The sequence below is a fragment of the Herbiconiux sp. SALV-R1 genome (assembly GCF_013113715.1).
Taxonomy (GTDB): domain Bacteria; phylum Actinomycetota; class Actinomycetes; order Actinomycetales; family Microbacteriaceae; genus Herbiconiux.
Genome location: NZ_CP053344.1, coordinates 3,048,691 through 3,065,000, shown reverse-complemented (window position 1 = coordinate 3,065,000; position 16,310 = coordinate 3,048,691). Strand labels below are relative to the sequence as shown.

13 protein-coding genes are annotated in these 16,310 nt (G+C 73.2%); 4 read left to right on the top strand and 9 right to left on the bottom strand.

Going from position 1 to position 16,310, the window contains the following annotated elements:
* Positions 1 to 9: 9 nt before the first annotated feature.
* A complete protein-coding gene (locus tag HL652_RS14680) occupies positions 10 to 843 on the top strand; it encodes an IclR family transcriptional regulator (RefSeq protein WP_171706000.1) in 834 nt (277 codons plus the stop codon).
* Between the two features lie 134 nt (positions 844 to 977).
* Here HL652_RS14680 and HL652_RS21970 read toward each other — a convergent pair whose 3' ends face one another.
* Genes HL652_RS21970 through HL652_RS14665 form a run of 4 tightly spaced genes read right to left on the bottom strand, consistent with a single transcriptional unit; the run spans position 978 to position 6,599 of the window.
* Positions 978 to 2,627 (bottom strand): glycosyltransferase family 2 protein, encoded by a 1,650-nt coding sequence (locus HL652_RS21970; protein WP_305848738.1) that lies wholly within the window; start codon positions 2,625 to 2,627, stop codon positions 978 to 980.
* On the bottom strand, positions 2,624 to 3,790 hold the full coding sequence (locus HL652_RS21740; protein WP_253743319.1) for a hypothetical protein: 1,167 nt from the start codon (positions 3,788 to 3,790) through the stop codon (positions 2,624 to 2,626). Before HL652_RS21740 ends, HL652_RS21970 begins: the two co-directional genes overlap by 4 nt.
* Entirely contained in the window at positions 3,787 to 4,704 is a 918-nt protein-coding gene (locus HL652_RS14670) for a WcbI family polysaccharide biosynthesis putative acetyltransferase (protein ID WP_171705999.1), read from the bottom strand. Before HL652_RS14670 ends, HL652_RS21740 begins: the two co-directional genes overlap by 4 nt.
* 47 nt (positions 4,705 to 4,751) lie before the next feature.
* Positions 4,752 to 6,599 (bottom strand): thiamine pyrophosphate-binding protein, encoded by a 1,848-nt coding sequence (locus HL652_RS14665; protein ID WP_171705998.1) that lies wholly within the window; start codon positions 6,597 to 6,599, stop codon positions 4,752 to 4,754.
* A gap of 211 nt (positions 6,600 to 6,810) precedes the next feature.
* Here HL652_RS14665 and mftF point away from each other — a divergent pair, with 211 nt between their 5' ends.
* Complete coding sequence (gene mftF / locus HL652_RS14660) at positions 6,811 to 8,250, top strand: mycofactocin biosynthesis glycosyltransferase MftF (protein WP_171705997.1); 1,440 nt, start codon at positions 6,811 to 6,813, stop codon at positions 8,248 to 8,250.
* Between the two features lie 341 nt (positions 8,251 to 8,591).
* On the opposite strand, the gene HL652_RS14655 is transcribed toward mftF, so the two are convergent.
* From HL652_RS14655 to HL652_RS14635, 5 genes are read right to left on the bottom strand one after another with little or no spacing between them, the layout of a single operon-like run.
* Positions 8,592 to 9,038, bottom strand: a complete 447-nt coding sequence (locus HL652_RS14655; protein ID WP_253743318.1) for a hypothetical protein — start codon at positions 9,036 to 9,038, stop codon at positions 8,592 to 8,594.
* Positions 9,035 to 10,210 carry an alcohol dehydrogenase catalytic domain-containing protein gene (locus HL652_RS14650; RefSeq protein ID WP_171705995.1) on the bottom strand — a complete coding sequence of 392 codons (1,176 nt, stop codon included), beginning with the start codon at positions 10,208 to 10,210 and terminating at the stop codon, positions 9,035 to 9,037. Before HL652_RS14650 ends, HL652_RS14655 begins: the two co-directional genes overlap by 4 nt.
* A 31-nt stretch (positions 10,211 to 10,241) precedes the next feature.
* A complete protein-coding gene (locus tag HL652_RS14645; protein WP_171705994.1) occupies positions 10,242 to 11,012 on the bottom strand; it encodes a glycosyltransferase family 2 protein in 771 nt (256 codons plus the stop codon).
* Positions 11,009 to 12,664 (bottom strand): bifunctional PIG-L family deacetylase/class I SAM-dependent methyltransferase, encoded by a 1,656-nt coding sequence (locus HL652_RS14640; protein WP_171705993.1) that lies wholly within the window; start codon positions 12,662 to 12,664, stop codon positions 11,009 to 11,011. Before HL652_RS14640 ends, HL652_RS14645 begins: the two co-directional genes overlap by 4 nt.
* On the bottom strand, positions 12,661 to 13,746 hold the full coding sequence (locus HL652_RS14635) for an acyl-CoA dehydrogenase family protein (protein WP_171705992.1): 1,086 nt from the start codon (positions 13,744 to 13,746) through the stop codon (positions 12,661 to 12,663). Before HL652_RS14635 ends, HL652_RS14640 begins: the two co-directional genes overlap by 4 nt.
* 219 nt (positions 13,747 to 13,965) lie before the next feature.
* Between HL652_RS14635 and HL652_RS14630 the strand changes: the two genes are divergently transcribed.
* Together HL652_RS14630 and HL652_RS14625 are read left to right on the top strand one after the other, a co-directional pair.
* Positions 13,966 to 14,979, top strand: coding sequence for an SIS domain-containing protein (locus tag HL652_RS14630; protein ID WP_171705991.1), 1,014 nt, complete (start codon positions 13,966 to 13,968; stop codon positions 14,977 to 14,979).
* Between the two features lie 160 nt (positions 14,980 to 15,139).
* Complete coding sequence (locus HL652_RS14625) at positions 15,140 to 16,252, top strand: substrate-binding domain-containing protein (protein WP_171705990.1); 1,113 nt, start codon at positions 15,140 to 15,142, stop codon at positions 16,250 to 16,252.
* Positions 16,253 to 16,310: the final 58 nt, after the last annotated feature.

The window sequence follows — 16,310 nt, the reverse complement described above, 5'->3', positions numbered from 1 at the left end:
TCGGAGCCGATGATGAACGCCGCAGAGAACATCGACGACGCCGACGAGGGTCGTCTCGACGAGATGGGTGCGCCGGCGCCCGCACCCGCCGAGGCGCAGCGCACAAAAGGCGTCGACAGCGCCCGGCGGGCGTTGCAGATCCTGCTGGAGTTCAGCGAGAGCACGCCGGAACTCACCGTCGACAACGTGCTCGAGAAGCACGACATCTCGGTGCCGAGCGCCTACCGCTACATCTCGCTGCTGCGTGAGCTCGACCTCATCGAGGAGCGGGAAAAGGGGCGCTTCGTGCTCTCGCCCCAGATCTTCCGGCTCGCCAGGGCCGCCGAGACGACCATCGACTTCCGGGGTCAGGTGCAGCCCATCCTCAACCGCATGGCGGAGGAGACCGGTGAGACGGCGCTGTACCTGCGACGGGTGAACGACTCGGCGGTGTGTCTGGCCATGGCCGAGAGCGACCACCCGATCTCCATCTCGTTCCAGCCAGGCACGCTCATGCCGCTCTACGGCGGTGCGGCGGCCAAGCTGCTGCTCAGCGAGCTGCCCCCGCCGAAGCTCGCCCAGTACTTCAACCGGCTCGGGCCCGTGCTGTCGAAGCAGGCCAAGACGAAGCTCGAGCGCGACCTCGAACCGCTGCGCGAGACCGGCTACGCCGAGAGCGCGGGCGAGGTCGACCGCGGCGTGTGGGCGGCGGCGGCGAGCGTGCAGACCAACGGCATCACCGTGGGCGCGCTCACCATCGTCGCGCCCGACTACCGGCTCTCCGACGAGCACAAGGCGCAGATCGCGGAGTGCGTGCGCTGGGGCGCGAAGGAGTTCCGCACGGCGATCGCCGACGGGCACTGAGCTCGCGCGGCGCGGGCGCGTTCGCGCGCTGCTCCCGGTTCGAAACCGCAAGTATTCCGACGACCGACCCCATATGCGGCTCGGTCACCGAAATACGTGCACTTTCGAACCACTTCGTGCCGGGTCAGGGGCGGTCAGCCACCCCAGCCGGCGAGGTGGGCCTCGAGGTCGGGCTCGTGCAGCAGCGCCGAGGCCGCGCACGGCTGCCGGTCGCGCACGAACCCGTGCGCGTCGGGGCGCCGCGCCCGCCGGTGCTCGGCGCGGGCCGCGGCCACCTCGATCACGAGCGCGGGTGCGGATGCGGTGGGGTCGGTGGGGGCGTCGTCGGCCACCGTGTCGGCGAAGTCGCCGGGGGCGTCGACCGAGTCGCCGGGCGCGGCGTCGGCCGGGTCGGCGGTCATATCGGCAGCGGGGGCGCCGGGCGCGTCGCTTGAGTCGGCGGCCGCATCGGTGCCGGGGTTGTCGACAGCGGTGTCGGCTGGGTCGGCGGCCATATCGGTGGCGGAGTCGTCGACCGCCGCGTCGGCTGGGTGGGCGGTCACGAGTTCGCGCCAGCCGAGAGTGCCTGTGCCCACCTGTTCGGTCGCGGTGGTGAGCTGGTCGGCAAAGGCGGGGCGCGCATCCCGCGGCACCGTGAAGAGGTGCGAGGCGCGCACCACCACCCGGGCCGAGGTCCGCGCCGCTTCGGCGGCGGCCGAGTGGCGGCCGAGCACCCGCGCATCGCCGGCCAGGCGAGCGGCGTGGTCGTCGTCGATCAGCACCCGTGCCGCCGGCAGCGCGGCGAGCACCACGTCCGCACAGACGACGGATGCGGCCGCCGACCCCGAGGGCACCTCCACCACGACGTCGACGGCGGCGCTGAGCAGACCGCGGTCGCGCCGCGCCGGCACCACCGCTATGCGATCGAGCAGCACGAGCGCCTCGGCGTTCTTGCGGCGCACGAGCTCGTCGCGATCGGCCGACCGCTCGGCCAGGTCGGGCCCCGCGTGCCACGCGACGGCCTCAGGAACGTGCGCGAACACGGCGCCGAGGCGCCAGGCGCGGTCGGCCCACTCCCAGTCCTCGCCGCCGTAAGCGTCGAAGCTCTCGTCGAATCCTCCGGTGAGCTCGAAGATGCGTCGCGAGCAGGCGAGCACCGCCGAGATGACGAAGCGGTACGAGCGCTGGTCGGCCTCGAGCAGGTCGCGCGACCGCGCGTACGCCTCGCGAAGCCACTGCGGCTCGGTGAGCTCGGCTCGCGGCCCGGCGATCTCGACGGGCTCACCGGGCTCGACACGCTCGCCCGCCGCGGCAGCATCCCCTGCCGCTGCATCATCCCGCGCCGCGGCAGCAGACGCACCGGCGCCTGCACTCGCGGCGAACTCGGCGTGCCTGCGGCGGCCCACCGTCACCACGTCGGAGCACAGGGCCGGAAGCCGGGTGAGCGCCTCGACGTACCCGGGCTCGGGCGAGGTGTCGGCGTCGAGGAAGCAGAGCACCTCGCCGCGCGCGAGCGCCGCGCCGGCGTTGCGCGCCGCCGCCACCCGGAACCCGCGGTCGGGTTGCACGACGAGCCGCACGCCCTCGGGCACGGCGGGCGGATGCGCGGAGCCGTCGTCGACCACGATCACCTCGACGAGGGCGGCGTCGTAGCTCTGCCGCCCGAGCGCGTGGAGGGTGCGCGCCAGATCGGCGGGCTGCTCGTAGTGCACGACGATCACGGAGACGAGCGGAGCGGGGTCGGCGACGAGCCCGTCGAGGACCGTCCAGTCGTTCGCGGGCACCGCGTGATCGACGCCGCTCACCACCCCACCCCGGCCCAGAACGAGCGGTACCGGGTGGCGACCTCGGCGAGGCTGGGCCCGAGGAGGGCGCTCGGGGCGAGCCGGGTCGACTCCGGATGGAGGAGTGCGTGCTCGATGGCCCCGGTCAGCTCGCGGGGGTCGACGAGGGTGAGAGAGTCCCGATGCAGCTCGGCCATCTCCTCCATGTACGGGCTGCGCAGCACCACAGGTCGGCGGCCGGCCGAGAGCCACGAGCCGAGTGAGCCCGAGGCCGACACGTGCGCGTGCGCGATGACGGGGACGTCGGTGCCGCGGCATCGGGCGAGCAGCTCGGCGTCGCCGAGATACCCGCTCACCGTGAGCGCCACACCGGCGTAGCGCGCGTGTCGGCGCAGGTTCTGCAGGTCGTGCTCGTGGCCCTCCGACGCCCGGCCGAGCGCCTCGACCGAGGGCCGCGGCCAGCGCCCGAGCGTGCCGACGGCCCGCAGCACGCGGTCGTGTCCTTTGCCGGGGTAGATGTAGCCGAGCACACCGACCGTGGGCCAGGGCGGGCGGTAGTGGTGGTGGCGGTCGCCCACGGCGCGGTCGCCCACGGCGCGGTCGCTCGCGGAGCCGCCGGCTCCGCCGAGCCAGACCGGAGCCTCGCCCACGGTCGTCGCCGGGGAAGCGGGGGCGGGGTCGACCGGCAGCGGGATGACCGCGGGCTCGACCGACGCCGACACGAAGCTGTGCAGCAGCGCCACCTCGTGGTCGCTGTTGCACACCACTCCCGCCGCCGCTGCGACCACGCGGCGATAGGCGGCGGCGCGGCGGGGCAGGCCGCGCGCCCCGTCGGAGGGCTGCGGGAGGTCGTGCAGCGTCACCGTCACCGTGGCGCGCTCGGCGATCCGCTCGATGGCGGCGGCGGCGCTCGCCGGGTCGTCGCCCCAGAGCCGGTCGGTGAAGTGCAGGTGCACCCGGTCTTCAGCCGGGGTGGGAGAGCCGTCGAGCTCCTTCGTGAGGTGACCGGTCGGGCCGGCCAGCGCATCCGCGATCTGCTGGGCGTAGAGCGTCACACCGTGGCGCGGGTCGCGGGTGATGAGCAGGTGCGGGTCGTCGGCGGGTGGCGCCGAGGGCGGGAGCAGCGGCTGCCTGTTCCGCACCGGGCCCGGGGCGGTGGAGGTCGCGGTCGTGATCGCGCTCATGCGGCGGCCAGCGCGCGCAGCGTCGGCTCGTGGCGGGCGAGGCCCGCGGCGACGGCATCCGGATGCTCGGCGTACCACGCGAGGTGCGCCCGCCTCACCTGCTCGGTGGGCACGGGCGTCCCGTCGACGATCCAGTCGGCGCGAGCATCCGTCTGCAGGTCGAAGGCGTCGATCACCGCTTGCTCCCGCGGGGCGTGCACCGAGTCGAGCAGCGGCCGGCCCGGGTCGTGGGGCGGCGCGTCGACGCCCCAGGTCTCGAGCACGCGGGCGGCGAGGGCCGCCCAGATCGGGTTGCCGGGGTGGTTGATGGTGCGCATGAGCTCGAAGCTCGGGGCGTCGAAGAGGTCGGAGGCGCGCACCGTGCCGTGGGCGAGCTCGCGGGTGCGCAGCTCGGCGAGCGAGAGGTCGGTCACGGCGCGCACGGCACTACGGGTGAGCGGGGGCAGCGAGCGTCCGGCGGCCTCGAGCAGCACCGCGGCGTCGTGGTAGGGCACGAGGGGTGGGGTGAGCGAGGTGTCCGACGGCGGGCGCACGATGAGCTGCCGGGGGTAGAGCCCGGCGAAGCGGATGATCGGCACGACCGCCACCCGCGCCCGGACCGCGTTCGCCCGCAGCAGCTGCCGGGTGCCGACGGGCAGACCGCGGTAGTCGTCGCGCACGGGCTGGAGGGCGACGAGGTCGGCGCGGGCCATCCAGGCGTGGAGCTGCGCCGCATCCGTTTCGGTGAGTTCGTGCACCGGGGGAGTGCGCACGGTGAGCAGACCGGCCTCCCGCGGCAGAACCACCCGCAGCGACTCGGCCTGGCAGTTGCCGATCGTGAGCACGACGCGCTCGCCGTCGGCCGCCGCCTGCGCGGGCGAGGAGTGGAACAGGCGCAGGTGCGGCGGAGCGGTCGGCAAGGAGAGGTCGGGCACCTCTTCACTCTGGCTCGATCCGCCCCGGCCCGCACGCCCCCGCGGCCTCACCGCGTCGACCGGATGATCTCCTCCTGGTGCGGTGACCGCACCTCGGCGCTGATGCGCAGGTCGACCACGAGGAACCGCCGCTCGGCCACCGGCCGCCCCGCCCACACCCGCACCGCGTCGAGGTCGTCGAGGTGCCGCACGACGACCCCCTCGGCGCCGAGCGCCTCGCCGATCGATGCGAAGTCGACTTCCGGGATGCGCATCGGATGCTGCGCCAGACCCTTCAGCCCGTACAGGTTGACCTCGGCGCCGTAGGCCGCATCGTTCCACACCACGGCGATGCCGCGACCGGATGCGGTGCGCACCGCGGTCTCGAAATCGGCGAGGGCCATCAGGCCGCCGCCATCGCCGGTGCTCAGCACCACCACGGGTTCGGGCCGCGCGCGGGCGGCGCCGGCGACGCTCGGGAAGCCGAGGCCGATCGACTGGTACGCCGTTCCCACCATCACCATGCGGTCGGGTGAGGCCACGGGCCAGTACATGTTTGCCCAGCCCATGAAGTGCCCGCCGTCGGAGACCACGACCCGGTCGGCCGGCAGCAACTCGCCGAGCCGCTTCGCCGCAGAGCGCGGATCGAGCCGGCCGTCATCGGCGAAGGTCTCGCCCTCGTGCCGGTCGTGCACCCCGTCGAGCGGCGCGCTCTCACGCCACGAGCGCCGGTCGGGGGCAGTCGCGATCGAGCGGCCGAGGTGGGGCGGGAGTAGGCCCACGGCCACGCCCGCACTCGTCGTCGTGACCTCGCCGGCACCCACCCTCGTGCCAGCGCTGATGCCCGCATCCGCATCCGCATCCGCGCCTGCACTAACGCGCGCGCCCATCCCCATGGCAGTGTCGGCGCTCGAGCCAGCGACGGCAGCGGCAGCCCCCGCCTCGAGCTCGGCCACGAGCGCCTCCGCCACCAGTCGCGCGTCGGCGCGCAGGTACCGGCCCACGTGCGGATGCGTCGCCGCCTCCGCGAGGTCGACCTGCGTCACCAGCGCACCCGGACCGAACAGCTCCCCGAACCGCATCGTGAAGGCATTGAGCGACGCCCCGAACACCACGGCGACGTCGGCGCGGGCGATGAGCTCCATGGCGGCCTCCGAACCGAAGCCCCCGGTGACCCCGAGGTCGTAGCGGGCGTCGGGGAACACCCCGCGCCCGAGCGCCGTGGTCGCGGTGAGCGCGCCCGTGAGCGCGGCGAGGCGGCCGAGGGCGTCGCCCGCCCCGGCCAGCCACGCCCCGCGGCCGGCGAGCAACACGGGTCGCTCCGCCTCACGCAGCACGCGGGCGAGATCGCGCACGGCGGCCTCGGCGAACGGTCCGCTCGGCGGCACGGGGTGCGGCAGCCGCAGCTCGGGCGCGGGCGGCACCGCACCCGCTTCCACCGTCGCCACGTCGTAGGGGAGCGCGAGCACCACCGGCAGGCGGTACGCGAGGGCGTGCTCGACGGCGATCGCTGTCGTGGCCGCAGCATCCGTTCGCCCCACCGTGTAGGTGCGCGCACCCACGGCCGAGGCGAGCGCGATCTGGTCGACGTCCCAGTCGCGCGGGCCCGAGGTGGGTTCGTCACCCACCACCAGCACGAGCGGCGAACGCGCCTGCACGGCCTCGGCCAGGGCCGTGAGGGTGTTGCTGAACCCCGCGCCGTAGGTGGTGGTCGCCGCCGCGAGACCTCCGCCGGCCCGGTGGTAGGCGTCGGCAGCCGCCACCGCCCCGCTCTCGTGCCGCACGGCGGTGTACACGACGGGGGTGAGGCGGTCGAGCGCATCGAGTAGATGGGCGTTGCCGTTGCCCATCACCCCGAACATGTCGGAGACGAAGCGCGAGAGGGTGACGGCGACATGGGTCGACACAGTGGGCACGGCGGGGCCTTTCGAGACGTGACGGTTCGATTCCGTGTGTGTCTCGCGCCGCGGCCGGCGGCGGTGTCGTGCCCTTTTTTCGAGCACCGGCCGGATGCGCGGCCTGACCCCCTCATCGTAGGCCGAGCCCCCGACACTGCGCAGCAGCGGTGCCTGATCGATACCATCGAGAGCGAGCCCCGCGCCGGTGCCGGCCGGGTGGGAGGAACGCATGGCGACCGCAGACAGGCTCCCCGACGGCTTCATCGTGCGGCTCGGCAGGCGGGTGCGGGTCGAAGACGGCGGTCGCACGCTCGTCGGCGGGGCACCGCTCCGGATGCTGCACCTCACCCCCGCAGCGGCACGCCGCCTGAACGCCCGGGAGCTCGTCGTCTCCGACGCCGCGAGCGCGGCGCTTGCCGACCTGCTGCTCGGCACGGGGGTGGCCGATCCGGTCATCGAGCGGCTGGCACCGTCGCGATTCGCGCGCGACGACGTGACCGTCGTGGTGCCCGTGCGCGACCGCGCCCGTCAGCTGGAGCGGCTGCTCGAGGGGCTCGGCACGGCCTTCCCGGGCCGGGTGATCGTCGTCGACGACGCCTCGGACGATGCCGGGCCGGTGCGGCGGGTGGCCGAGGCGCACGGCGCCCGGGTCGCGTCGCTCGCCGAGAACCTCGGGCCGGCGGGTGCCCGCAACCACGGGCTCGGGCTGGTGGAGACGCCGCTCGTGCTGTTCGTCGACTCCGACGCTGTGCTCGAGCCGGCGGCCGTGGAGCTCATGCTGAAGCACTTCGCCGACCCCGCCGTGGCCGTCGTGGCACCGCGGATCGTGGGGCTGGAGGTCGACCGGCCGACCGCCGTCGAGCGCTACGAGGCGGCCCGGGCCTCGCTCGACCTGGGGCGGCTGCCGGCGCTCGTGCGACCGCGCTCACGGGTGTCGTGGGTGTCGAGCACCTGCCTGCTGGGCCGCGTCGACGCCCTCGGAGAGGGGTTCGGCGAAGGGATGCGCGTCGCCGAAGATGTCGACCTGGTCTGGCGGCTCGATGCCGAGGGGCATCGCGTGCGCTACGAACCGGCGGCGGTGGCGCGGCACGAACTGAGAACGGGGATGCGCGCCTGGTTCGGGCGGAAGGCGTTCTACGGCACGGGTGCGCATCCGCTCGCCCTCCGTCACCCCCAGGAGATCGCGCCCGCGGTGCTGGCGCCGTGGAGCGCGGCGATGATGCTCGCGCTGCTGGCGCAGCGGCGGTGGTCGCTGCCGCTGGCGGGGGTGATCGTGACGGCGACGATCGTGCGGCTGGCGCGCCGGCTGCCACGGAGCTCGCGGCCCGTGGCCTCGGCGGCGCGGCTCGTGGCCGACGGCACCGGGGCTTCGTTCGTGCAGGCGTCGGCGCTGCTGCTTCGGCACTGGTGGCCCGGAGCGGTGGCGGCAGCGCTGTTCTCGCGCCGGGTGCGGCGCGCGCTCGCTGTGGCCGCGGTCGTCGACGCGCTGTTCGAGTGGAGGCGCACGCGGGCCGAGCTCGACCCGGTGCGCTTCGCGGTGCTCCGCCGGCTCGACGACATCGCCTACGGCGCGGGTGTGTGGCTGAGCGCCTGGCGCGGGCGGTCGCTCGCGGCACTCCGCCCCTCGCTGCGCTCGCGCGTGCGCGCCACCGCCACCCCGCGCCGCTAGCGCGCCCCGCGCGTGGTGCGGGGTGCGCGCGGCAGCCACCCTCGTGTTGGTCGCGCAAACTGCTCCTTCAGCGCCGCGAGCGAGCAGTTTGCGCGACTAAAGGGTGGGATGCGCGGGACCCCTCGTGTTGGTCGCGCAAAGTGCTCTTTCAGCGCCGCGAGCGAGCACTTTGCGCGACCAACGCGCGCGCGGGTGGGTCAGCGCTGCGCGGGCGGGGTGGGGCAGGATGCGCGGGCGGGGTCGCGTCGGAGACTTTGGTCGCGCAAAGTGCTCCTTCAGCGCCGCGAGCGAGCACTTTGCGCGACCAAAGGGTGGGGGTGGGGTGGACGCGAGGCCGCGGGCTACTCGTGCTGCGCGGGCCGCGCCTCGTGGTGGCGGTGGCCGTGGGTGCGGCGGTCTTCCTTCATCTCGGCCTCGAAGAGGTGGCGGCGGCCCTCGACGAGGCGGTCGCGGGCGTCGCGCTCGGCGTCGCGGAACGCCGCGTAGTACCCGTCGTCGTACTCCTCGACGAGCTGGAAGGTCCAGCGCCCCTCGATGATGTTGCGCCCCACCAGCTCGGTCTCGAGCCGGTCGGCGAGATGGGAGTGCCCCGCCGAGCGGAACAGCTCCACCGCCTCGCCGAGCGCCAGATCGGCCATCCCGGTGAGCCGATGGAACGCGTACAGCTCACCGCGCGCCTGCTCCACCACCTCGAGCGCCTCCGAGAGCTTGCCGAGCGCCTCGACCGTCACGTCGTCGACACCCGGCGGGCGGGTGTGGGCCTCGCCGGGTTCGTCCCACGGGCTCACGGCTTCAGAACGACCTTGATGCATCCGTCTTCCTTCTTCTTGAACACGTCGTACATGCGCGCGGCCTCGTCGAGCGGCACGGTGTGCGTGACGAGGTCTTCGACGCCCAGCGGGTCGGCCGGGTCTTCGACGATCGGCAGCAGCGTGTCGATCCACGACTGCACGTTGCACTGGCCCATGCGCAGCGTGATCCCCTTGTCGAACATGGTCACGAACGGCATCGGGTCGGCGGCGCCGACGTACACGCCGCTGAGCGACACCGTGCCTCCGCGGCGCACCGCGTCGAGCGCGAGCAGCAGCGCGGCCATGCGGTCGACGCCCACGGTCTTCGCGGCCTTCTTGGCGAGCGGGTCGGGCAGCAGCCCGGCGGCGAACTGCGCGAACGCGGCGCCCGGGTTGCCATGCGCCTCCATGCCGACGGCGTCGACGATGGAGTCGGGCCCGCGTCCGTCGGTGAGCTCGCGCAGCCGATCGAGCACGTCGTCGGTGAGGTCGAGCGTCTCGATGCCGTGGCGTTCGGCCATCTCGCGCCGCTCCGCCACCGGGTCGACGGCGATGACGCGGTGCCCGAGGTAGCGCCCGATGCGCGCGGCGAACTGGCCCACCGGCCCGAGCCCGATCACGCCGAGCACCCCGCCCTCCGGCAGCTCGGCGTACTGCACGCCCTGCCACGCCGTGGGCAGGATGTCGCTCAGGAACAGGTAGCGCTCATCCGGCAGCTCGCTCCCCACCTTGATGGCGTTGAAGTCGGCGAGCGGCACGCGGAGCCGTTCGGCCTGCCCGCCGGGCACCGACCCGTAGAGCTCGGTGTAGCCGTAGAGCGAGGCGCCCGTGCCGCTCTCGCGGTTCTGCGTGGTCTCGCACTGCGTGGTGAGCCCGCGCTGACACATGAAGCAGCTGCCGCAGGCGATGACGAACGGCACCACGATGCGGTCGCCCACGGCGAGGTTGCGCACCTCGGACCCGACCTGCTCGACGACCCCCATCGGCTCGTGCCCGAGCACGTCGCCCTTGGACAGGAACGGCCCGAGCACGTCGTAGAGGTGCAGGTCGGAGCCGCAGATCGCGGTGGACGTGACGCGGATGACGACGTCGGTCGGCTGCTCGATCACGGGGTCGGGAACCTCGTCGACGGCGACCTTCATTGTTGCTTGCCAGGTGAGTGCTCTCATGGTTCCGGCTTACTCCCGCTCAGGCGTAGCGCTACGGGCTTGACAGCCTTTCCGGGGGAATCCCCTCCACGAGCGTGCGCAGATAGCCGGCGAAGCCTCCGGGCGCCCGACCCTGCAGCCGGGCCGAGGTGGTGACGGGACGCGCGTCGAGCTCGACCACCAGCTCGGGCCGGCCCGCGAGCGCGACGAAGGCCTCGACCGCCTGCGCGAGCGCCACGTCCTCCCCGCTCCGCTCGGCCGGGAACCCGCCCGTGGCGAGGTAGGCGTCGGCGCGCACGCCGAGGTTGGCGCCGAAGACGTGCCGTTCTGCGGTGCCGCCGTGCTCGCGCATCCAGGTCTCGCGGGCCTCGGCCGTGAGCCCGTGCTCGGCGGGGAGCACCGGGCCGAGCGCGAGCAGGGCGCCCGCCCGCGCCGCGTCGAGGTGGTCGAGCAGCCAGCTCTCGGGGACCTCCGAGTCGGCGTCGGTCGAGCAGAGCCAGTGCCCGGCAGGCTCGACACCACCGGCCTCGTCGAGCGCCAGCTCGACCCCTGCGGCGCGGGCCCGCCCCACGTTGCCGAACGGCACCTCGAGCACCTCGATCACCCGCCCGTCGCGTTCGGAGCCGCCCGCCGAGAGCGCCCAGCTGTGCGCCACCTCGGGCGACGCGTCGCTGCAGGCGTCGAGCACCACAACCACCCGGCAGTGCACCTCGGGCTGCCGTTCGAGCAGGGCGACGCGGGCCGCGAGCACCGCCTCGAGTGCGGGGCCGAGCCCCTCCTCCTCGTCGCGGGCGGGGATCACGACGTCGATCCGCTCGATCACACGATCCCCTCCCGGGCCGCGACCGAGCGTGCGTGCCCGGCCGGCCCGGCGGCTCCGGATGCTCCGGATGCTCCGGGGCGAGGATGCTCGAACACGTCGAGCACGAAGTCCTCCTCCAGGTGGTGGGCGAGCAGCTCCAGCTCCCTCCGCACCCGGAACGCGTCGTGAACCCGGTCGCCGCTGAACAGCCGCCCCTCGACGGGGTGCCGCCAGTGGCAGCACACCACGAGTCCGCCGCGGTCGTCGGGGCGGGAGACCGAGGCCCGCGTCGAGGCGATGCTGCGGTCGACGAGCCGTTCGAGCTCGTGGTCGTCGAGGTAGTACCCGATCTCGGAGATGACCACGAGGTCGAAGCGCTCCTCGGGCCACTCCTCGGGAACGAAGGCGCGCTCGAAGCGGGCGTGGGCCAGGTCGGCGTTGCGGGCGCGGGCCCGATCGAGCGCGACCGACGAGATGTCGAGGCCGAGGAACGCCTCCGAGGTGCGCGCCGCGAGCTCGCGCGAGAGCACCCCGGTCGAGCAGCCCACCTCAAGGGTGCGCCGGACGCGCCGTTCGGGCAGGGTCGCCAGCAGGATCCCGCGCTTGCGCTCCTCGTACCAGCGCGACTCGAAACCCCAGGGGTCGGAGGCGGACTGGTGCACCCCGTCGAAATGGTCGGAGGCGGCCGCGGCGCGGGCGGCGGCGAGGGCGCTGCCGACGACGTCGAGCTCGGGCACCGGGTCGTCGTCGGGCGGTGTGGGGTCGGAGGGGTCCGCAGCGCCGCGCGAGGCCGCGGCGGGGCTGCGCACGGCGCGGAGGCCCGGGGCGATGCCGGAGGCGGGGGTGCCTACGCCGGTGTCTGCGGGGGTGCCGACGCCGGTTCCGGATGCGCCGGTCGCCCTCGAGGGAACACGCACGGTCACGAAGTACTCGGCGTCGCGCTCGAAGTGCGCGAGCATGGGCGCGTCGAGCAGCACCTCGTCTCCGGGGGCGTCGCTCAGCGGCTCGACCTGGCTGCGGTGCTCACGCAGGGCGCCGCGCTTCGCCTCCACGACCTCGGCGGGGAGGGCGAGAGCCGTCAGGTCGTCCCACGGCACGGTGCCGTCGTCGGGCCGGGCCCAGTGCCAGAGCCAGATGGGGTAGGCGAGAACCGTGAGGCCCCGCCGGGCGGCGACGATCGCGGTGGCGCGTGCTGCAGCCGAGTGGTCGGGATGCCCGTCACCGGCCCACGGGCACAGCAGCACGGTGCGGGCGCCGGGGCGCAGCATCCGTTCGATGTCGTCGGCGAGCGGGGAGATCAGCTCGGCGAGCCGCCCGTCGGGGAAGCGGGTGAACAGCAACTCGGCGTCGGGTGCCAGGGCGCTGACGGCGGTGGCGGTCTCGTCTTCGCGCAGGTGCCCGAGCGACTCGGCCGGGTGCGTGGGGGAGTCGGGGTGCGACGCCTCGCCCGAGGTCGCCACCAGGACGGTGGTCGACAGGCCGGCCGCCGAGGCGAGCGCGAGTGCGCCCGAGGCGCCCAGGGTCTCGTCGTCGGGGTGGGCGGCGACCACGAGGAGGTGATCGGCCTCGGCGAGCACGCTCTGCGCGAAGGCGAGGGGTGCGGGGCCGCGCTCGGCGAGGGCGTCGCGCCAGAGGGGTTCGGGGGTGCCGCTGTCGCGGTGCGAGAAGGTCATCGCTCGTCCTCTCCGGCTGCGGCGAGCATCCGGCCCGCTCGTGCCTCGTCGCGTTCGGCGTGGTCTTGCCGCAGGTACAGCTCGAGGTCGGCGGCGCGCGCGGCCACCTCGGACTCGGTGGCGTAGGGGGCGGGGCCGAGCAGGTGCCCGCACTCGCGGAGCACGAGCTCGCACTCGCGCCGCACCACGCTGCGGGTGAGCTGGGCGAGCAGGGCGAGGTCGCGACCCGGGTCGCCGTGGTCGCTCGCGTCGAAGGATCGGGCCGCGTGAGCGAGCACCGACCGCGCGGAAAGAAGCGCCGCTCCGATGCGCCCGAGATGCATCGCGGCGATGTCGTCGTCGGGGCGCAGGCGTGCGGCGGCGCGGGCGCGGCGGGCGAGACCGACGGCTCCGCCGAACCAGCAGGCGGCGACGCCCACGCCTCCACGCTCGAACCCGGGACGGCGGAGGTACCAGCCCTCCGCGCCCACGGCCACGGCGGGCACCCCGTCGAAGTCCACCGGACCACTCGGCACCGTCGGCAGCCCGCGTGCAGCCCACAGCTCCGGATGCGCGGTGACGCCCGCCTGCTGCATGGCGACAGCGAACAGGCGCCGGCCGGAGGGGGTGTGTGCGGTGACGAGGGCGTGACTCAGCTCATCGGCGAGGGAGCACCACGGCTTGGTGCCGGAGAGCAGCCACCCGCCGTCGGTCTCGCGCGCCTCGAGGCGCATGCCCGGAGCTTCGGCCGCGAACACTCCCCACGTGCTCGGACCGCCCGCCGCGACCGCGTCGAGGTCGACCGGCTCGGGGCACTCGGCGAGAATGCCCACGGCGTCGAGGTGGGGCTCCACGACACGAGCCAGGGTCGCGTCGGCTGCGGCGAGGGTGGCGAGAAGGTCGAACGCGGCACCGGCGCTCCGGCCGCCCGCCCCACGCGCGAGCTCGCGCGCGAGTGCGAACTCCGCCGCGCGATCACCCGCTGCTGCGACGGCGCGAGCGTGCAGCGAGTCGAGCAGCACGTGCGCGCCGCCGTCGGACGGGCTCGAGAAGGGATCGATCGCGACCCCGCGGTCTCCGATGGGTGCTGCACTGCTCCGCACGCATCCGCCTCTCTTGAGCTTTCCGCAGACAACCCAACTCCACTTGCACGCGCGCGCCAGCCCCTTGACACGAAAAAGTGCATGTGTATGGTGACGTCGTTCAGATGTCGAACATATTAAATCCACCAACTACTGATTGACAGCAAAAAACCAATGACTGCATACTTATGCCCAATGACAACCTCAGTCATCAGACAATAGAAATCGGAAAGCTCCTACATGCTCAACTTCGACGAAGCCCGCTTCATCCGGATCCAGTCCGGTGCCCTCGCTCTCGCCGGTTCGCTCGACTCCCTCATCGGCGATCTGCTCGACGGCGGAGCGAAGAACATCTTCTTCCTCGGAGCGGGTGGCGCGGGTGTGCTGATGCAGCCCGCCGCCCAGCTCATCAACCGCAACGCCGACTTCCCCGCCTACCTCGAGAACGCCGCAGAGATGATGGCCGTGGGCTCGTCGAACCTCGGCGCCGGCTCGATCGTCGTCGTCCCCTCGCTCTCCGGCACCACGAAGGAGGCCGTCGAGGTCGTCGAGTTCGCGAAGACCCGGGGTGCCGTGACGATCGCGCTGGTCGGCCACGACGACACACCCGTCGCCCGGGCCGCCGACCACACCTTCGTGAACTTCGCCGCCGACGACACCTCGTCGGAGTCGTTCTACCTGCAGTCGCTCGTGCTCGCGCTGTCGATCCTCCGCCGCCGCGGCGAGTTCGCCGAGTACGACGAGACCCTCGCCGAGCTCGACCTCCTGCCGGCTCTGCTGGTCGAGGCCAAGCGGTCGTTCGAAGACCGCGCCGCGGCACTCGCCGAGTCGACCAAGGAGGTCGGCTACCACATCTTCACCGGCGCCGGCGAGGCCTGGACCGAGGCGTGGTACTTCGCCACCTGCATCCTCGAGGAGATGCAGTGGGTGCGCACCCGCCCGGTGCACGCCTCCGACTTCTTCCACGGCACGCTCGAGCTCGTCGAGAAGGGCGTCAGCGTGTTCCTGCTGAAGGGCGAAGACGCCAGCCGTCCGCTCGCCGACCGCGTGGAGTCGTTCGCGCCCACGGTCACCGACAGTCTTACGGTGATCGACTCCGCCGAGTTCGAGCTGCCCGGGGTGAGCGACCGCGTGCGGGGGCTCATCTCGCACATCGTGCTCGCGACCGTGCTCGAGCGCTACAGCGCTCACCTCGAGATCGCTCGTGACCACCCCCTCACCACCCGGCGGTACTACCGCCGTCTCGACTACTGACGCCACAGCGGGGCGGGGCTGCCGCGCCCCCGCCCCGCTCGATCACCGACCTGCGCGCGGCGCGCTCCATCAGAACCGAAATGCACCTCCGAAACACCACACCACCTGTCCCCATCACTCTCACCATCGCGCGGCTGACGCCGCCGGGTTAGGAACCCACATGATCATCAAGACCCCCTTCCGACGAGCGACGTCCCTCCGCCTGGCCACCGCGGCCACCGCCGGGCTCGCTCTGTTCGCCCTCGCCGGATGCTCGTCGGGCTCCGCGAACACGGGTTCGACCGCCGCCGCCGACGGAGACGATGTCGCGGTCACCCTCATCATCAAGACCCAGGGCACCTCGTTCTTCCAGGAGATGGCCGACGGCGCCGAGGCGGCGGCCGACGAGCTGGGCGTGAACCTCACGGTCGCCGCCGGCAAGGTCGACGGCGACGAAGACACCCAGATCCAGGCCATCGAGAACGCCATCTCGCGAGGCGACCAGGGCATCCTCATCACCCCCAACGGCCCCAGCGTCTTCGACGCCATCCAGAAGGCGCGTGACGCCGGGCTCTACGTCATCGCCCTCGACACGGTTCCCGACCCCGCCGATTCGGTCGACATCACCTTCGCCACCGACAACTACCTCGCCGGTCAGCTGGTGGGCCAGTGGACGGCCGAGAAGCTCGACGGCGGCGACGCCGTCATCGCGCTGCTCGACCTGTTCGACGACAAGGTGCTCACCGTCGACTACGACCGCGACCAGGGCTTCCTCGACGGCATGGGCATCGACGTCGCCGACCCGACGGTGAACGGCGACGAAGCCCCCACCGGCAGCTACACCGGCGGCAAGGGCGGCAGCTACACGATCGTGGGCAACCTCGCCACCCAGGGCACCGAGGAGGGCGGCCGCACCGCAGCGGAGACCCTGCTCAGCAAGAACCCCGACATCAATGTCATCTACGGCATCAACGAGCCGGCCTCCTACGGTGGCTACCAGGCGCTCGAAGCGGCCGGCAAGACCGAGGGCCTCATCACGGTCTCGATCGACGGCTCGTGCGACGGCGCCCAGTACGTCGAAGACGGCATCCTGCAGGCGACCGCCCAGCAGTACCCGCTCAAGATGGCGGAGCTCGGCGTGCAGGCCATCTACGATCTGGTGACGACGGGAACCGCGCCGCAGCCCGAAGACGGAGAGGACTTCTTCAACACGGGAGTGCAGCTCATCACTAACGACCCGATGCCCGGCGTGCCGAGCATCGACGTGACGGAAGGGCTCGAGGTCTGCTTCTGACCCACCGGCGGCGCGCTCACCGAGGAGCGCGCCGCTCGGGGCGGCTCCCCGCGGGGCC